We start from the raw sequence: 18,680 nt of genomic DNA on the forward strand, positions 1-18,680 counted from the left end.
GGACCACCATGATCACCCTTCTCGCCCCCGGACAGGGAGCACAGACGCCGCGGATGCTCGCACCGTGGCTCAAGGACCCCCATCGACATCGCCTGGTACAGAACTGGTCTCAGCGCGCCGGCATCGACTTGATCGCGCTCGGCACCACCGCGAGCAAAGACGAGATCGCCCGTACCGAGAACGCACAGCCCCTCCTCGTCACCGCTGCACTCCTTGCCGGGCTTCCGGCGATCGACGCCCTGGCAGACGCCGGCCAGGCCCACGCCGCGGTGTCAGGGCATTCGGTCGGAGAACTGGCCGCAGCAGCGCTGGCCGGAGCACTCGACCCGGCAGACGCGGTACATCTGGCCGCCGTGCGAGGCCGCGCGATGGCCGCCGCGTGTGCAGCTACCACCGGATCTATGGCGGCCGTCCTCGGCGGGGATCTGCAAACCGTCACCGAGGCAATCGAATCAGCCGGCCTCACCGTGGCCAACCACAACGGCCCGGGTCAGGTGGTGGCCGCAGGTCCGATCGACGCGATCGAGGCTTTCGTCGCTGCACCACCCGTCGGAACCGCCGCACGCCGTCTGCACGTGGCAGGTGCGTTTCACAGTGCCGCGATGCAGTCGGCCACCGAGGTCTTCGCCGAGGCGATTGCGTCGGTTCCTGTGCGCGATGCCGACGTCCCCATCGTGTCCAACGCCGACGGCGCGTCCGTCAGGAATGCAACGTCCCTGCGCGAGCGACTCGTGGAACAGATCACCGCACCTGTCCGCTGGGACCTCTGCCTCGAGACCTTCCGCGCAGCCGACATCACCAGCGCGATCTGCCTGCCACCGGCCGGCACTCTGGCCGGAATCGCCACGCGCACATTGCCATCGGCCACCGTCGTGCGCATCACCTCGCCGCGCGACATCGATCGCCTTTCGTCCACGACGAAGGGCCGATCCGATGCTGCTGCCTGAGCTCCTCGACAAGGGTCGGGAAACCGACATTGCCATCGTCGACGGCGATACCGAGCTCACCTACGGGTCGCTGCGGGAGCGCGTTCTGCGTGCGACGGCGTGGTTGATCGACAACGGCATCAGGCCCGGCGATCGCGTCGTACATCACGGCCGGTCCAGTGCAGCATTCGTCGAGCTGCTGTTCGGAACCGTCTGTGCAGGAGCGGTTTTCGTACCGATCAACAATGAACTCACCGCGAGCCAGGCAGCACACATAGTCCGCGACAGTGGCTGCCGACTCGTCGTCACCGATCACCCAGAGCGTCACGAGGACAGCCCGGTGCGGGTTCTCACCGTCGACAGCGTCACTGCCGCCCTTGGAAGCTCCCGATTCACAACTCCGATCACCAGTCCCGTTCGACCCGACGACATCGCACTGCTGATCTACACCTCCGGAACCACAGGTAGTCCCAAGGGCGTCGTGTGCCCACACGGAGCAGTCGCTGCCGCGGTCAGCGCCATCGGCACCGGCCTGGGCTACCGATCCGACGACGTTGTGCTGTGCCGTCTCCCTTTGTCGTTCGATTATGGCCTCTACCAGGTGTTTCTGTCCTTCGCAGTCGGAGCCTCGGTGGTGGTTGCCGAGGGGATCCAGGATCTGCGCATCCTCGACCTGGTGGTACGCCGCTCCGTGACCGTCATCCCACTGGTACCGGCGCTCGCCCAGATCCTGCGCATCGTGGCTCGCCGCACAGCCTCGATCACCACGGTTCGCCTCTTCACCAACACCGGTGCCCGGCTGGCACCCGAACTCGCTCGAACCCTGCTCCAGTCTTTCCCAGGATCCCGCTACGCCTCGATGTACGGCATGACCGAATGCAAGCGCATCTCCATTCTGCCGCCCGAGGAGTTCGATGAGTACCCGGACTCGGTCGGGTACCCCATCGCCGGCGACGACATTCGCATCGTCGCAGGTGACGGAACGCCCGTTTCGGCAGGAACTGCCGGTGAGATCGTCGTCTCCGGCGAGACGGTCATGGCCGGGTACTGGAACTTACCCATGAACGCACAGAACAGATTTCGTCCCGGTGCCGATGGTCTCGAGCTGCACACCGGCGACCGCGGCTACATGGACGACAGCGGGCGGCTCTACTTCTTGGGACGCGACGACGACGTCGTCAAACGCAACGGTGTTCGCATCTCACTCGTCGAAATCGAGTCGTGCGCAGAGTCCTTCGACTCCGTGGACGAGGCGGTTGCCGTTGTCACCGAGGACGGAGCCCTGCGTCTGATCGTCACCGGGTCAGCCGATCCGCGCTGGGTGCATCAGCAGCTGCGCGCCGCGCTCGATCCCGTCCGGCATCCCAACGCCGTGGTCCACCGCGCCCGCATCCCCCTCACCGCAAACGGAAAGCCCGACCGGCGCGCCCTGCGCGCCGAACTCGACACCACCACCTCTACACCTTCAGGAGACCATCATGCAGCGCTCGCAGTTTGATTCCGTTCTCGCCGCTCTCGCCCCCGAGTCGGTTGTGGCACCCGACCGTCCGTTCTCGCAATCGTCGATCGATTCCCTCGGCGTCGTCAACATCCTGGTTGCCATCGAGGATGCATTCGGAGTCGAGTTCGACGAGCAATCCCTCACTGCAGGTGCGGCTCTGAGTCCAGACGTCCTGTTCGACACCGTATCGAATCTCACTGCGGCATAGCTGCAGGAGTTCATCGCACCCGACTCTTCGAGGACGGATCTCACATGCTCACCACTGCACTGCCACCGACGCGACCCACCCGGTCTTCCTTACCCCGCCTGTTCGATACCGTGGCCGACACCATCAACCTTGCCGGCGGACTGCCGGATCCCGAGCTCTTTCCCTCCATCGACATCAGCGATGCCATGCGCAGCATGCTGCGACTCGGCGGGCGAACCCTGCTGCAGTACTCCACCTATCGCATGCCCGACGCCCTGGCCGCCGCTATCGCCGGGGCGATGGAATTCCGCGGAGCCTCGGTGAACGCGGCACATCTCATCCCGACCGCCGGTTCGCAGAACGGGTTGCTCACCGTCGCATTGGCATTCGCCGGCAGCGGAGCCACCGTGCTGTGCGAGACACCGATCTACCCGGGTGCTGCGGCGGCGTTTCGTACCGCCGGCCTGCACACCGTCGCAGTCGAATCGGACCGCGAAGGCCCCACTCCGGAGTCCATCCGGACAGTCGCTGCCGACGTGCGCCGAACGGGCGGTCGCCCGGTGCTGCTCTACACCAATCCGACGTTCCACAACCCGACCGGGCGATCGTTGTCCGCGGACCGACGCGGGGATATCGTCGAGGCGGCAGCATCGGCCGAGCTGACGGTGATCGAGGACGATCCCTATGCGTTGCTGAGCTTTCCGGGCGTGACGATCGACAACCGCACCGCCCCGACACTGCACAGTCTCGATCCGCAGCGGGTGATACACCTCGGAACGTTCTCGAAGATCCTCGCACCCGGCCTGCGGTGCGGCTGGATCGAATCGCCCGCCGCGCTCGCCGACGAGCTACGCACCGTAGCCGAGATCACCACTCTCTCCCCCGCGCCGCTGGCCCAAGCAACCGTCGGCCGCTACTACGCCAAGCACGGCTGGCTCGATCTGGTGGACGCCTTCCGCACCGTTTATGCCCGTCGTGCAGCACTGATGGACACTCAACTCGCCGAACGTCTCGATCAGGGCGAGTGGGAATGGCAATCCCCTCGAGGCGGCTTCTACATCTGGTTGCGTCGTCGCAACGGCTACCCGACGGCATCGGTCGTCGAACATGCTGCAGCTCAGGGCGTTTCCGTCGTGGGTGGCAGCCACTTCTCGCTCGCCGACGAACACGCCGACGGAATTCGTCTCAGCTTCTCCCACGTTCCCGACGGTTCGGTGGTCGAGGCGGTCACCCGGTTCGCCGCAGGCGTCACGGCTGCGCGAGCGGACGAGACCGAAAGGGCAGTGTCGTGACCGCCGTCGAACTTCCGCGCACCACCGGGCATGCCGCGCTGACCGACCCGCCCTTCACCCGCACCCTCGCTCTGGGCACCACCGACTGGGACCTGTGGCGAACAGCCAATCTGCGCAGCGCCGGCTTCTCTGCCGACGGCCTCGACGTCTTCGGTGGGCCGTCCGTCACCACCGAGGAGGAGTTCACCGCGTCCCGCGACGAGGAGGAAGCTCGTCTGACGCTCCTGGTCGAGCGCGAGGATTTCGTCACCGCACTGGTGTGGCAGAACCGCGGTGCCTGGCGTCAGATTGCCAGTCCGTTCTGTGGATCGCCGTCCAAGCGTCGACAGCGTCTGCGATCACTTGCCCTGTACTGGCAGCGCTACTGCGGGAAGGCCGAGACCATCGGCTATTTCGGTCCCGGGGCGTGGGTGGAACTGGGTGAGAGCACCGAGGGAGAGCTCGAGCACGGGCCGCAGCTGATCCGCGAACGCCGCACCTTCCTCGAGGCCTGGGCCGCGGCGGCGATCGGCGCAGCATGGTCCCGAGAGGAGCAGATCAGACGCTGGCTCCCGCCGTACCTGCGCCCCGATGTCGCAGTCGATACGGATCGGTCGCAGGCCCGGTCGGGATCGCGCCGCATCCGGCTCGCCGAGGACGGCCTCCGCATCGTGCTCCGCTGTGACGGGCACGCCACCATCGACCGGATAGCCGACGAACTCGCACTCGACGCGACGGCGGTGGACACGGCAGTGCGCAAGCTCGTTCGGCGCAAGGTACTGAACTGGGACGCCAGAATTCCGACCACCGCCGACGCTCACCGCATCCTCGAGTCCCGCGTACTCCCCATCGCCGACGCCTCCGTGGCGGCCCGCTGCCTTCGCGATCTCGCGGACATCGAGGGTGGGCTTCGGGCGGTCTCGGAGGCCGGCACCCCGGACGCTCTCGACGCTGCTCTCACCGCACTCTCGGCCGACTTCGAGCGAATCACCGAGGTGAAAGCACATCGCGCCGAGGCGAAGTCGTACGCCGCCCGCAGCGTCTGCTTCGAGGACGCGGCCCGCGATGTGACCATGACGATCGGTACCGCTGCGCTAGCCCCGCATGCCGACGCTCTGGCACTCATCGCCGACGCCGCGCGGTGGTTCACCGATCGCCTCGCCTACTACGTCGTCGCCGAGATCGACGCGATCATCGACCGCGCGGCCCGCGGCGATCTGAGCTCGATCACTCTTGCCGAGGTATGGCCCCGCACCATGACGGTGTTCTGGGGCGAGGGCACTGGGGTCGACCGCGCTCGCCGTGAACTCGCCGACCGATGGTCGCAGTCGATCGGCCTCGAACCGGGCGAGCTGGATGGTGCTGTCGTCAAGCGCAGCGCAGCCGAACTGACGACACGGGCAGCATTCACCGATCTCACCGGTACCGCGGTGAATCTGCCGCACAGTCCGGATCTGCAGTTCGTCGCCGAGAACGCCGATCGGCTTCTGGCCGGTGACTCCACTGCGGTTCTCGGCGAGATGCACGCCGCTCTGGTCTCGCTGGACGTGCCGGTGTTCACGTGGAACCTGGGCGCCGCCGACGACTTCCGCGACACCATCAACGCAGTCTCGGGGGTCCGCAGACTGGTCCCGCTGCTGCCCTCGACGTGGGAGCGCAACACCGGCCGGTTCGTACCTACCACGTGCGGCCACGACGAGACGTCGATCGGCTTCACCAATGCCGCTGCGCGCGAGCCTCGATCGGTGGTGGCGGCGTCGGACATTCGATTCGACAGAACCGAGGGGCACACGTTCGTGGTGCTGCCCGACGGACGCCGATTCACCCTCGCCGAAGCCTTCGCCGTGCCACTGTCGATCGTCGCAGCCGACGGCTTCAAGGTCGGGCTGCACGGACAGAAGACCCCCCGGCTCGAGGTCGATCGTACGGTGGTGTTCCGGCAGACCTGGCGTAGTCCGATCGCCGAACTCGCTCTGCCCACGAAAACCGTTGCATGGCAGGACTTCGTGGCCGTCACCCGTTGGCGCCGCCAGCTGGGATTGCCGGGCCGGGTGTACGCGAAGGTGCCGGGCGAGACCAAGCCGCTCTATCTCGACCTCGACAGCCCGACACTCGTGGCGGCGTTCGTCCATCAGGTCCGGCGCCAGCAGCACCGACTCGATCCGATCGTCGTCACCGAATGCCTGCCCGAACCGGGCAGATCTTGGCTCGCCGACGCAGTCGGGCACCGCTACGTCAGCGAGATCCGCCTGCAGATGTTGCCGGCGACATCTCCCCCGAGAACCGGAGGTGCATCATGACCGTAATTCTGGACGGCACAGCAACCCGACATCCGATCAGCCCCGTGCACGACGGCATCGTCGCCGCAATCGGCGCAACCCCCATGGTCCGACTGGACCGACTGTTTCGCACCGTGTCCGCCAGCGTTCTCGCCAAGGTCGAACGCGCCAATCCCGGTGGTAGCACCAAGGATCGACCGGCGCGGGAGATGGTCGAGGCCGCCCTGGCAGAGGGACGCGCTGTTCCCGGCGTCACCACGATCGTCGAATCCAGTTCAGGCAACCTCGGTGTAGCGCTCGCGCTGGTCTGTGCCTATCACCGCCTCGGTCTGCACGTGGTGACCGATCCGAAGGCATCGCACACCAATCTCGCGATCATGCGGGCACTGGGCGCACGGGTCGAGATAGTCACCGAACGCGACCACGCCACCGGCGAGTTCTTGCCTACCCGGCTGCTCCGGGTCCAGGAGCTGCTGACGTCCATTCCCGGCGCACTGTGCCTCGATCAGTACAACAATCCGAGCGGAGCGGCCGCACACAGGAGAACAGCACGCGAAATCGTCGACGCCATAGGAGAACCCGATGTGTTGTTCGTGGCCGCCGGATCCTGCGGTTCGCTCCGCGGCATCGCAGATCACCTACGCAGCAGCGGAGCCCACACGCGCATCGTGGCCGTCGATGCCTGCGGCAGCGCCATATTCGGTTCGATGGCACCGCCCGCTCCCGACTACGGCCGCACCCTCCCGGGACACGGATCCACCATGGTGCCCGGTCATTTCCGAGACGATCTGGCCGACGACGTCGTATTCGTCACCGACGCCGAGTGCGTGGCCGCGTGCCGGCTGCTCGCCGAGCGCGAGGCGATTCTCGCCGGCGGCTCGTCCGGTGCGGTGATCGCGGCCATCGCCGCGTACCTGCCTCGACTACCGGCAGGCAGCACCGTCGTGACCATCCTCCCCGATGGCGGTGACCGATACCTGCACTCGATCTACGACGACGCGTGGGTCCAGGACCACATAGGACTACCGGCGGTACTCGCCGCATCCACCCGACTCGAGGAGTTGCTTCGACGATGAAATTGATGACCGCAGACGATGTGCACCGCGCACTGGCGGACTCCGAGATGGCAGTGCTGCATGCCGTCCAATCTGCATACATCGCACATGATCTGGGTCAATCCGACCTGCCGTTCTCGGCGTTCGTGCGGCCCATCGACCAACCGGGCACACGCTTCATCGCACTGCCCGCCTATCTCGGTGGCGACCAGGCCCTCGCGGGTGTCAAATGGGTGTCGTCGTTTCCGCACAATGTGGACACCGGCCGTCAGCGGGCCTCGTCCCTGGTGCTCCTGTCGGGTCTCGACACCGGCTACCCGCGCGCAATCGTGGAAGGCAGCAGAATCAACGCCTGGCGTACCGCGGCCTCGGCGGCGCTGGCCAGCATGACGCTGCGAGCCGGACAACCCGTCACGACGATCGGAGTGATCGGCTGCGGAACCATTGCACTCGAACAGGTTCGGTTCCTTCGCGTCGCTCATCCCGAGGCACGCACGGCACTGTTGTTCGACCACGACCCGCACCGGGCCCGGCAATTCGGGGACGTCATCGGTCGCGAATTCCCACAGTTGACACCCATCGTCGTCGACCGCGCCGAGCAGGTGATCCAGCGCGGTGACACGGTCGCCGTCACCACCACCGCACCCGCCCCCTGGCTCACCCTCGCTGCATCGGGTAGGCCGATTGGTCAAGTGTTGCTGCACGTCTCGCTGCGAGATCTGACGGTCACGTCGATTCTGTCCTCGCACAACGTGGTCGACGACGTCGACCACGTCAATCGGGAGAACACCTCGATTGCGTTGGCGGCGCAGCAGCAACCGGACCTGTCTTTCGTGCAGGGAACGCTCGGTTCGATTCTGCGCACCGGCACCTATCGGCCGGATCCAGCGGGGGTTGTGTTCTCTCCGTTCGGCCTCGGCATCCTCGACCTCGCCGTCGCGGCTCTGGTTCTCGAGCGATCGAGTCGCCTCGGTCTGGGGACCGAGGTTCCCGGCTTCGACCCGCCCGAACACATCGTGGCAGGAACCACCCATTCGAGAGGAGCACGCTCATGACCGACACCCCAGTGACCGACCGTCCGCCCGTGGCACTCGTGACGGGAGGATCGCGCGGCATCGGAGCCGCCGTGGCGATCGGACTCGCCGAGGCAGGATGCGACGTGATCATCAACTACCGCAGCAGTTCCGAGGATGCCGAGAAGGTCGCCCAGTCCGTCCGTGAGCGCGGACGCGAAGCCACCACCATCGCCGCCGACGTATCCGACGAGACAGCCGTGATCGCGATGTTCCGTGAAATACGTTCCCGCTTCGGTAGACTCGACGTCGCGGTGCTCAATTCCGGTATCACCGCCGACGGGCACTTCGCGACGATGAGTGCCCGCAAGTGGGACTCCGTCATCGCCACCAACCTGACCGGCACATTCCTTACCGCCCGCGAGACCACGAAGCTCATGTTTTCCACCGGCGGCGCGATCGTGATGATCAGCTCCACCAGTGGTGTCGCCGGCAGGGCCGGTCAGGGAAACTACGCCGCCAGCAAGGGCGGCATCATCTCGATGGCGAAATCCCTCGCTGCCGAGGTAGCCGGACGCGGGATTCGCGTGAACGTGGTCGCTCCCGGATTCATCGAGACCGATATGGTTCGCGCGGTGCCGAAGGCCATGCGTGAGAGCGCTCGCAACGCGATCCCGCTGCAGCGCTTCGGTACTGCCGCCGAAGTTGCCCAGGCAGTCGTATTTCTCGGCATGCCGACCTCGTCCTACATCACCGGCAAGGTCCTCACCGTCGACGGCGGCATGATCGCCGCCTGACCCGACTCCCCCATCGATCCCCGAAATTCGACACACCATCCGGAAGGAACATCATGACCACCGCAACCCGCTCCTCCACTCGCGCCGCAGCCACCGAACGCCTCGCCCTGAACAACCGGCTCAAGGAACTCATCATCGACCGCCTGGGTCTGCAGACCTCGCCGGAACTGGTGTCGGACAACCAGCCTCTGTTCGGCCGCGGTATCGAGCTCGACTCGTTGGACACGCTCGAGCTCGTCGTGGCCGTGGCCGCCGAGTTCGAGGTCGACATCACCGACGACGACACCAAGGCGTTCGGCTCCATCAACGCCATGGTCGATCACATCGTCGATCGGACGCAGTGATGAGCGCTCCCACACTCGATTCCGCCGCGCAGCGTTCCCCCGCACAGAAGACGCGAACACTGAGTTTCGGAATAGACGACATCCAGCGAATGCTGCCGCATCGGTGGCCGATGTTGATGATCGATCGGGCCTACGACGTCGTACCGGGGAAGTCCGGCCGCGGCATCAAGGCCGTCTCGGTCAACGAGCCCTACTTCGCCGGCCACTACCCCGGCCACTCGATCATGCCGGGCGTCATGATCGTCGAGGCCATGGCCCAGCTGGTGGCCGTCGTGTACGTGGCCGAGAGTCTGGAGAAGTCCATCGGCGACGAGAACCCGGCCGACGGCGTCGGCTATCTCGGTTCGATCCGGTCCATGAAGTTCAATCGCCTGGTCGTGCCGGGAGACATGCTCGAGCTCGGTGCTCGCCTCGGTGCCAAGCTCGGTGGGTTGCGTTCCGTCGATGTCACGGCGTCGGTGGACGGCAAGCCAGTGGCGGCAGGCTCTCTCGTGGTGACCGAGGGGCGGGGGTGACATGAGCACCGGTTCGCACACCTCCATCAGACCGTTCACCCCCGACGACGCGGATCGCGTTGCCACTCTGCTCACCGCGCGAGCGGACTCACCCAATCGCGTCACCGGGGGAATCACCGGCGCAGATGTCCTCCGAGAACTCGAATTGCGTCGAACGGTAGCGTTTTTCGTGGCGGAGGACACCTCGGGTGATACGACCGAGCTGTACGGCACCCTCGGCCTGTTTCGCACGTCGGGTCGACGCACCACCGCACCCCGCGAGGTCATCGCCGACATGTTCTATCTCGCACCGGGTCGGCGCGGCGGGACTGCCACCGGCCGACTCTTCGCCGCCGCCCTCGAGTCGGTGTTCGACGCCGGCTACGACGTCCTACGTCTGACGGTCGATCCCGCCAATGCAACCGCGTTCTCGCTCTACCGCCGCGTCGGCAGCGTCTGCCTGCGGCACACTGTCGCCGGGGCCGACGGAAACGTCGAACTCGTCAACCACGTCCCGCTCGTCCTGCGTACCGTCGCTCCCCATCTCGACGACACGGCGCGGGCGGCGCTGCGAGCGATCACCTCGTTCGGATCGGTGACTGCCCCGCGCTGTACCGATCTCGGTGAGGATCTCGAGACGGTCGACGGAATGTCCTTCGTGCGATACCGGCTGCGATTCGGCGGGTATGCAGTCGACGCACTCGTGGATCCGCTCCACAACCTGGTCGATCGAGCGGTCGTGACCGACCCGGGCGGGTCCGAACACGTTCTGAGCCTGCCGATCGTGCCGCGGCCGACAATGATCGCGTCAACGTCGGTCGAGGTGACGGCCGGGTCGATCAGGGCAACGGTCGATACCCGCGACGGGCTACTGCGGATGTTCGACGACCGAGCCGGCATCACCGGCCCACTGCTGACCTCGACCCTGCCGAACCTGCACGTCGATCATCTCTCCGGGTGGCGTGACTCTCAGCCACGCACCCTCGATGTGCAGGCTCTCGGGCACACCATCCTGGTACAGGAACGCAGCGAGAACATCACGCTACGGGCACGATTCGAGGTCTCCCCCGACGGACTGCGCCGCACGTACGCGCTGGACTGCGTCGGCGATTCTCGGTCCGAGTGGCAGGCAGATCTGTTCGATACCATCGGCCTCCGGCACGGCACCGTAGATGTCGGCGACGGTCCGGCCCTGATCGCATCCGGTGTGGAGCTGCGAGATTCCTCCGAGATACCCTCGGCTGCAGTACAACTCGATCCGGACGTGGACCCGATCTGGCACGACTCTTCCCGTGGGGTCGTACTGCGCTACAACGGAATCCGCGGCGGCGGATTGGTGACCGGCACGTTGCTCGCCCATCGAGTGGAACCGGGCACGCAGACAATCGCCGTCACAGTGGAGGCCTCGGTACCGAGGCCCACGGCGCTGCTCCCGGCCTCGCCACTCGTCGAGGCCGCGTTGCCGGTCGAGGCGGTTCCGAACACGACGATCGCACTGGACGTCGAACGTGGCGTACTGGCACGGTGGCGGCGGGACGGCAGCCGAGTGTTGTCCACGCCGTGGCCACGCACGTCGGCGATCGGACCCAATCCTGCCCGTTCGGGTGGTCTCTGGGTTACCGTCGAACCGGGTCGCACAGATCAAGATCATGGAATAGGCTGGGGTGCAGCACAATCCACTCGGTGGAGTCTGAGCGGACAGTGGCTCGAAGGCCACGAAGGCTTGCTCCGATGGTCTGCTCGCCACCACACCGACACCAGTCACGATCTTCTCGCAGTCGAAGCCGACGCTCCCGGATCGGGAGACGTTGTCGTCTGGTCGACACCGACCGTCGCTCGTGGAGCGCGCATCGGAGTCCGCGACGGATCGGGCCCCGAGAACCTGCTCGATCTCGACCGTCGGTTCGAGATCTGGACCGACGAGCTCTCGGTTCCCACCGCAGCAGGCGTCACTCTGCGAATCAGGAACGTCACCGGCCACGACCCGGAAATTCTCGTTCGTGCCACCTCGTCCGGACTCCTCGTCGGATGCGTCACCGCCGCGTCGGACGTACCCGCATTGTGGGAATTCGACTGCACAGCAACAGCCTCGACCCTCTCGCTCGCCGGCTAGACCGCACTACCGAACCCATTCACAGCAACGAAAGGCCTACGACCATGAGCACCAACGACTACCGCATCGTCCGCGAAGCTGCCGGCGTGTACCCGATCGCCGCTCCGTTGATTCACCTCGAAGGCGACGAGCGTCTCGCCCTGCTCGACACCTTCCTGTCCAAGTCCTCCGACTTCGCCGATCCGGACACCACTCGCGAAGCACTCGCCCTGCGGGCCGACGGCTCACCGTTCGCCCTCGTCCTGCAGGTGGAGGGCGACGAGGACACGTGGCTGATTCCGCGCACCCCCATCACCGACGCCGAGGTGACCGAGTACGTCGGCGCACTTGAGATCCCCGAGGGCGTCAGCGTCACCGTGGCCCCCGAAGGCTGGTCGGCCATCGCGGTCGAGGGCCCGCTCGCACCCCGCGTCGCCGAGAACTTCGTCGACGGCGACATCGAGGACTTGCTCTTGCACTCGGTGGTCGACGTCGAGCGTGAGTCCGGTGACGGGCAGGGCCGGCTCGCCCGAGTCGGTACGACAGGCGAGTACGGCTACCTGCTACTCACCACCGACGGCGAGGCCGATCTGGCACAGTTCGTGGAACTGGCCACGGCGGTCGGCGGCGGCGCGGTCGGTCCCGACGGTCTGGCGCGAGTACGAGCCGAGGCCGGAATGCCCTACTACGACAATGGATTCGCGACCCTGAGCGTTGCCGAAGCAGATCTGTCGTGGATCGTCGACTGGGAGCGCATCGGGGAATTCCTCGGTTCGGACGAGCTCGTTCGCCCGGCGGCCGACTCGCCCAAACTGACCCCGGTCGTCACTGCGCCCGGCACCCGGATCGCCGCAGGAGCGCCGGTCATCGCCGACGGCGAGCGTATCGGCACGATCGTCTGGACTGCAGCGGCGGGCAACGACACCGAGGAGCTCGCGTTCGCACTACTCGACGACCCGTTCGTCGTTCCGGCGCTGGACGTGACGATCGACGAGGTCACCGCAGTCACCGTCACCCTGCCCCGGGTGCTCTCGCGCTCCAGCGCGGGCGCATCGGCCTGATCACCGAGATCGCCGAAGCAATTTCAGGAGATGACATGACACATCAGGAGATCGCCGTCACCGGCGTCGGGCTCATCACGGCCGCAGGTGCCACCACCGAGGAATGCTGGGATGCCATCTCCAACGGCCGGTCCGGCATCCGCATCAACACCCTGTTCGACACATCTCAATTACGTACCGAATGGGCCGGCATGGTCGAAGCGCCATTGCGCGAGGACCTGGACCGGTGCTACGCCCTGGCCGAACGCGCGATCCGCGAGGCATTCGCCGGTGCCGACTTCGACCCGGCGCGGTCGGATCGACGCGTCGCCGTGGTCGTCGGCAGCAGTCTGGGGGCCATGCCTACCCTCGAGGCCGAGCACCGACGTTTCGTGGAGACGTCCGGTTTCGATCATGTGGCCGTGGCGAATTCGCAGCTGCACTGTGTCGCCGACTGGATCGCGGGAGAGTTCGACATCTCGGGCCCTCGCATCGTGACGTCCAATGCATGCGCTGCCAGTGCCGTTGCCGTCGGCTACGCCGCCGAACTGTTGTGGAACGACGAGGTGGACGTGGTGCTCTGCGGCGGCGTCGACCCTCTCGCGTCCCTGTCGGCCCACGGGTTCACCTGCCTGGGTGCTCTGGATCCGCAGCCGTGCTCTCCGATGGCGGCGTCCACCGGAATCTCGCTCGGCGAGGGCGCAGGGTTCATGATTCTCGAACGCACCGACGAGGCCCGTGACCGCGGGGCTCGCGTCATCGCCGAGGTCGCCGGCTACGGCCTGACACTCGACGGTTACCACCAGACGGCACCCGACCCCACCGGCGAGGGCGCAGCTCGGTCGATCACCGAGGCGCTCCGCACAGCGGGGCTCCACGCCGACGACATCGACTACGTCAACCTGCACGGCACCGGTACACCGACCAACGACGTGGTGGAACCCAAAGCGATTCGGGCCGTGTTCGGCAAGGATGCGCCACCCGCCAGCACCACGAAGTCGATGATCGGACACACCCTCGGCGCAGCCGGAGCCGTCGAGGCGGTGTGCTGCATCCTGGCCATCGCCACCGACCTTCAACCACCCACCGTCAACACCCGCGGGCTCGAGGGAGCGACGGGCCTCGATATCGTTCCCGATATCGGACGGTCCGCGAAGACCGATGTGGTGCTGTCCAATTCGTTCGCCTTCGGCGGCAACAACGCCTCGCTCGTCATCACCCGCGCCGGACAGACACGTGACGAGCACATCGCCCCGCGCCACGTCCGCACCACCGCGGTCATCACGGGGATGTCCGCCATTGCCGGTACCGCCACGTCCACCGAGGAGACCGTAGCCGCGGTGGCGTCGGGAACGCCGTTGTTCGGGGTCGAGACAATCGAACCCTCGGAGAAGTCGATGTTGTTCGGCAAGGCGAATATTCGCGGTCTGTCGAAAGGCATCAATCCCGCGAAGCTGCGTCGGATGGATCCGCTCAGCATCTTGGCCGCCGCCGCCACCAACGACCTACTGAAAAAGTTCGGCAAGCTCACGCGCGCCGAGGCCGAAGAGACCGGCGTGATCTTCGCGACCGGCTACGGCCCGACGACGGCCGTGTCGGATTTCCACCGCGGCATCGTCGAACACGGCGCGGCCGGGGCGAATGCTCTGGTGTTTCCCAACACCGTCGTCAACGCCGCAGCCGGACATCTGGCCATGCTCAATCGCTTTCGCGGTTACACGGCCACCATTTCGACGGGTGGAACCAGTGCGATCGCGGCCCTGCACCTGGCCAACCGAGTCATCGAACGCGGGGCCGCCAAGCGCATCCTCGTTGTCATCGCAGACGAATTCCCCGAGATGGCTGCTCGCACCGTGGCCGGGTTCCCCGGATATCGCGGCGTCGAGGAGGCAGAGACCGGCGACGGCATGGTGCTCAGCGAGGGATGCGCCGCATTCCTCGTCGAGTCCGAGAATGCCGCGACGGCGCGCGGAGTGACTCCGGTGGCGGCACTCGAGGGATTCGGATCCGCCGGCGACACCGACGGCGTCGGACGAATAGATCCGAACGGTGCCCACTGGAGCTCGGCGATGTCGACCGCGTTGCAGCAGGCCGGCATCGACGCCACCGATGTCGATGCCGTAGTTCCCTCGGCGGTCGGGAGTGATCTACTCTCCCGTGCGGAGCACTCTGCCTTTGCGGCAACGGGACTCGCCGACTCGGCTCGGCATCTGTTCAAGAACACCACGGGCGAGACGTTCGGCTCCTCGTCCGCCATCGGTCTGGTGACCGCACTGTCGACGCCCGAGGGCCCGTCCCGAGTACTGGTGTCGGCTCAGGCGTACGGCGGCAGCTACGCCGCGTTGGTCGCCCGGAGGCTGTCGTGAGGACCTCTGCCGTCATCGACGTGATCTCCTCTCGCCGACGCTCTCTGCCACGCGATCGCGCAGGCTATCCGGTACGACTGCACGGTCGTGGTCTGATCGCTACGGCCGTGCAGTGCCGTGACGGCGTCGCACCGGACCGGCGGTCTGTACGCACGGATGCACTGCGGCGCTGGACCGTTGCCGATCATGGCCTGCATGCCTCGGTGGCGCACTGTGGTGCCGATGCGGTCGTGGCATTGCACCCGAGCGCCCCGGTGGGGGTGGACCTGCAGGATTCGCGCCCTCGGCCGCTGGGGTTGGCGTGGTTGGGCGAGCTGGTCGGACTACCCGGTCCGTGCACCATCGCCCAGTTCGCCGAATGCGAGGCGCTCATCAAGGCCTCGCATCTGACAAAGGAGACGTTCCACGGAGTGCGCCTGCCCGACGCAGCCCCCGGCTGGCGGCCCATGCACGACGGCTACTGGGTCCACACCGACGTCAGGCCCGACGGCAGTGCCGTGGCAGTTGTCACCACCGAACCACTACCGCTGCGCTGCAGCGTGATCGACGGTTCGTCCAGATTCGAGGAGGCCGCATGAGCGCCGCACCAGTACTCGACCACCGGTATCGTCGACGGCTCTCGCGGGTGGAACGCACCTACGTCAACGCCCGCACCCTCGGTGCGAACACACTCATTCGCGTGGTGGTGGACGGCACCGGATCGATCGACCCGGCGGAATTCGACGCGGCCGTCGCGGCGGCGTTCGCCCTCGCCCCCGGACTGTCGGTGCGTCGGCGCGGTGCCACCTGGCACGGCGGCGGCCCTCTACCGGTGGTCACCCATCTGCCGATCGACCGATTGCACTCCGACGCAACGTTCTTTCACGATCCGATCGACATCACCGAGGGCCCGGTGGTGCGGATCGCCGTCGGGCATTCCGATCCGGCCTCGGCCACCGACGCGCGCACCCGCATCGCAGCCGTGGTCGATCATGCGGTCACCGACGGGCACGGCTTCACCGCCTGGCTCGCCGACGTGTTCCGCGAGCTACGAGGCGAAGCGGCCCTGGGCTTTCCGTCGGAGGACGCCGATATCGACGTCGCACGCCGAGCACCGACATTCGGCAAGCGCAGCGCGCCGTCGCCGGCACCGCAGACACGTCCCTCACCGCTTCGTCGTAGCGGCAACAGCGAGGAGACGACAGCGTGCTGGTATCGAGCCGAACTTCCGCCGGTCACCGAACCGGTAGTCGGACACATCGTGGCAGCAGTGGCGAAGTCACTGCGATCGGATGCGGGCACCGTGTCGATTCCCGTCGATCTGCGACGGCACAGCCCCAGCGTCCGATCCACCGCCAATCTGTCCTCGCCCATCGCGATCCCGATCACCGGCGACACGGACGCTCGGGCCGCCCAGGGCGCAGTGTTGATGGCCCTGATGCGCGGCCGAGAACTCGACCCGTACCGCAGCGACTATCGCGCCTCCAACGGCTTCGCCAGAACTCTCGACTCCGCTCTGGGCACCGACTCCCCCGGTGGGCATCCCGTCACTGCAATCATCTCCGACCACGGCAGCATCGACGAGAGTCTGTTCGGTACAGCATCTTTCGACCCGATGACGATCAGTACACTGCCGATGGTCGTGCCGCACGCGTCGATGTTCGTCAGTGCCGTCACGACGTCGAGGTCGACGGTACTGACCCTCGGCTGCCGGCGCGACGACGACCCAGAGCTGTGCCTGGCCTTGCTCAACTACGCCTCCGTTGCCCTCGGCGGTGCCGCGAACGCCGCGGCGCTGCCGGGCGGCGACCCCGCCGACCGAGGAAGTATCCGATGACCATCCGTACCGTCGAACTTGAATCCGACACGGCCACAGCCGCACCCGCACCCGCACCCGCCGAGCACGCACCCTCACGCAGAGCCCGCGTGACCATCGCCTGCGCCCTGGCCGGAACCTTGCTGGCGACCCTGGACACCACCGTCGTCAACGTCGCGCTGCATTCGGTGACCGAACGGTTCGGCACCATCGACAAGGTCCAATGGATCGTCACCGGGTATCTTTTGGCATTGGTCGCCGCGATGCCGCTGGCCGGTTGGCTCGCCGCTCGCGTCGGTGCCGGACGGGCATATCTGGGCGCAATAGCGTTGTTCGGCATCGGCTCTGCGCTCTGCGCGCTCAGTCCGTCCCTCGAACTACTCGTCGCCTCGCGCGTCCTGTCCGGTGCCGCAGCGGGAATCATCATCCCTCTGGCCACCGTTCTGGTCGCGCGAGATGTCTCCCGCGAGCAATTCGCTCGCGTGCAGGCTCTGAACGGCAGCATTCAACTCATCGGTCCACTGCTGGGCCCGACGGTGGGCGGCTTGCTCATCGAGGTCGGCGGCTGGCCCGCCGTGTTCTGGCTCAATGTCCCGGTGTGCATCGGCATCGCCTGCATCGGAGCCTTCGTCGTCGGACCGAGGCCCACTGGACGCCCTCGACCCCTCGATGTCCTCGGGCTGGTGACCGGTGCCACCGCGACGGTCTGCGCTGTCTCCGCCATCTCCGCACTGTCGCAGGACGATTCGTTGCGTTGGTTCCGGGTTGCCGGGCTCGCGGTGATCAGTGCAGTGGCGTTGATGCTGTTCGTGTTGCGGGAGAACCGAATCGAGCACCCGTTGCTCGATCTGAGCCTCATGCGTCATCGCATCTTCGCTCGTGCCTCGGTGAACGTCTTTCTCCTCGGCTTCCTGCTCTACGCCCCGATGGTCGTCATTCCGCTGTACTTCTCGGCCGCCCGCGGTGAATCAAGTGTCACCACCGGACTGTTGCTCTCCACCGCGGGTCTCGGCGTGGTGATCTCCGGGAGCCTGTGCCCGCGCCTGATGCGGCGGTGGGGCGCGGGCCGCACGATGATCGTGGGTATCGTCGCCACCTTCGTTGCGACCGTCCCTCTCGTCACCCTGTCCGACGACACATCCTATCCGCTGCTGTGCGGACTGCTCGTTGTCCGAGGGGCGGGCATCGGCCTTGCGGTTGTCGCGGTGATGACCAGGGCGTACCAGTCGAGCCCCGCCGAGTCGATCGCCGATGCCGCAGCTCAGCTCAATTTGCTGCAACGGATAGGCGGCGCTCTGGCGGCCGCGATTGTCTCGCTCGTACTCTCACGGGCCGCGACCGAGCACGGCGGATTGGTCGCCGGAGCGTTTGCGGAGACCAGCTGGTGGCTCGTCGGTGCCGCTGCCGTGACGCTAGTGCCCGCCATTGCGCTGGCCAGGGCCGAGGTCCGCACCGAGTCCTGATACCGACCACCTGGCCCTGTTGCTGTTGCAAAACTCGTCTGCACAGGTAACGATGAC

Annotated in this window: 16 protein-coding genes; all 16 read left to right on the forward strand. The window is 66.5% G+C overall.

What is annotated here, in order from left to right; translation table 11 throughout:
- Window positions 1-8: 8 nt before the first annotated feature.
- From CH251_RS00180 to CH251_RS00255, 16 genes are read left to right on the forward strand one after another with little or no spacing between them, the layout of a single operon-like run.
- Entirely contained in the window at window positions 9-947 is a 939-nt protein-coding gene (locus CH251_RS00180; RefSeq protein ID WP_094611294.1) for an ACP S-malonyltransferase, read from the forward strand.
- Entirely contained in the window at window positions 934-2,424 is a 1,491-nt protein-coding gene (locus CH251_RS00185; protein WP_094611295.1) for a class I adenylate-forming enzyme family protein, read from the forward strand. The genes CH251_RS00180 and CH251_RS00185 overlap by 14 nt, the downstream gene beginning before the upstream one ends.
- A complete protein-coding gene (locus tag CH251_RS00190; RefSeq protein ID WP_094611296.1) occupies window positions 2,405-2,635 on the forward strand; it encodes a phosphopantetheine-binding protein in 231 nt (76 codons plus the stop codon). The genes CH251_RS00185 and CH251_RS00190 overlap by 20 nt, the downstream gene beginning before the upstream one ends.
- 44 nt (window positions 2,636-2,679) lie before the next feature.
- A complete protein-coding gene (locus CH251_RS00195; protein WP_094611297.1) occupies window positions 2,680-3,906 on the forward strand; it encodes a PLP-dependent aminotransferase family protein in 1,227 nt (408 codons plus the stop codon).
- Window positions 3,903-6,185: a lantibiotic dehydratase gene (locus CH251_RS00200; RefSeq protein ID WP_094611298.1), complete on the forward strand. Its 2,283-nt coding sequence runs from the start codon at window positions 3,903-3,905 to the stop codon at window positions 6,183-6,185. The genes CH251_RS00195 and CH251_RS00200 overlap by 4 nt, the downstream gene beginning before the upstream one ends.
- Window positions 6,182-7,240: a 2,3-diaminopropionate biosynthesis protein SbnA gene (gene sbnA, locus CH251_RS00205; protein ID WP_094611299.1), complete on the forward strand. Its 1,059-nt coding sequence runs from the start codon at window positions 6,182-6,184 to the stop codon at window positions 7,238-7,240. The genes CH251_RS00200 and sbnA overlap by 4 nt, the downstream gene beginning before the upstream one ends.
- A 5-nt stretch (window positions 7,241-7,245) precedes the next feature.
- Entirely contained in the window at window positions 7,246-8,274 is a 1,029-nt protein-coding gene (locus tag CH251_RS00210) for a hypothetical protein (protein WP_218828253.1), read from the forward strand.
- On the forward strand, window positions 8,271-9,029 hold the full coding sequence (gene fabG, locus CH251_RS00215) for a 3-oxoacyl-ACP reductase FabG (RefSeq protein WP_094611301.1): 759 nt from the start codon (window positions 8,271-8,273) through the stop codon (window positions 9,027-9,029). Before CH251_RS00210 ends, fabG begins: the two co-directional genes overlap by 4 nt.
- A gap of 53 nt (window positions 9,030-9,082) precedes the next feature.
- Window positions 9,083-9,373: an acyl carrier protein gene (locus tag CH251_RS00220; protein WP_032378844.1), complete on the forward strand. Its 291-nt coding sequence runs from the start codon at window positions 9,083-9,085 to the stop codon at window positions 9,371-9,373.
- Window positions 9,373-9,888 (forward strand): 3-hydroxyacyl-ACP dehydratase FabZ, encoded by a 516-nt coding sequence (fabZ, locus tag CH251_RS00225; RefSeq protein ID WP_094611302.1) that lies wholly within the window; start codon window positions 9,373-9,375, stop codon window positions 9,886-9,888. The genes CH251_RS00220 and fabZ overlap by 1 nt, the downstream gene beginning before the upstream one ends.
- A gap of 1 nt (window position 9,889) precedes the next feature.
- Window positions 9,890-11,980, forward strand: coding sequence for a GNAT family N-acetyltransferase (locus tag CH251_RS00230; RefSeq protein ID WP_094611303.1), 2,091 nt, complete (start codon window positions 9,890-9,892; stop codon window positions 11,978-11,980).
- The gene (locus CH251_RS00235; protein ID WP_256978725.1) at window positions 11,896-13,020 is read left to right on the forward strand and encodes a hypothetical protein; all 1,125 of its coding nucleotides are present in this window, start codon (window positions 11,896-11,898) and stop codon (window positions 13,018-13,020) included. Before CH251_RS00230 ends, CH251_RS00235 begins: the two co-directional genes overlap by 85 nt.
- 35 nt (window positions 13,021-13,055) lie before the next feature.
- Window positions 13,056-15,365, forward strand: a complete 2,310-nt coding sequence (locus CH251_RS00240) for a beta-ketoacyl-[acyl-carrier-protein] synthase family protein (protein ID WP_094611305.1) — start codon at window positions 13,056-13,058, stop codon at window positions 15,363-15,365.
- Window positions 15,362-15,943, forward strand: a complete 582-nt coding sequence (locus tag CH251_RS00245) for a 4'-phosphopantetheinyl transferase superfamily protein (protein ID WP_143537933.1) — start codon at window positions 15,362-15,364, stop codon at window positions 15,941-15,943. Before CH251_RS00240 ends, CH251_RS00245 begins: the two co-directional genes overlap by 4 nt.
- The gene (locus tag CH251_RS00250; protein ID WP_094611307.1) at window positions 15,940-17,181 is read left to right on the forward strand and encodes a hypothetical protein; all 1,242 of its coding nucleotides are present in this window, start codon (window positions 15,940-15,942) and stop codon (window positions 17,179-17,181) included. The genes CH251_RS00245 and CH251_RS00250 overlap by 4 nt, the downstream gene beginning before the upstream one ends.
- Window positions 17,178-18,623: a DHA2 family efflux MFS transporter permease subunit gene (locus CH251_RS00255; RefSeq protein ID WP_094611308.1), complete on the forward strand. Its 1,446-nt coding sequence runs from the start codon at window positions 17,178-17,180 to the stop codon at window positions 18,621-18,623. Before CH251_RS00250 ends, CH251_RS00255 begins: the two co-directional genes overlap by 4 nt.
- Window positions 18,624-18,680: the final 57 nt, after the last annotated feature.

It is taken from the genome of Rhodococcus sp. 06-462-5 (assembly GCF_002258315.1).
In the GTDB taxonomy this organism is placed as follows: domain Bacteria; phylum Actinomycetota; class Actinomycetes; order Mycobacteriales; family Mycobacteriaceae; genus Rhodococcoides.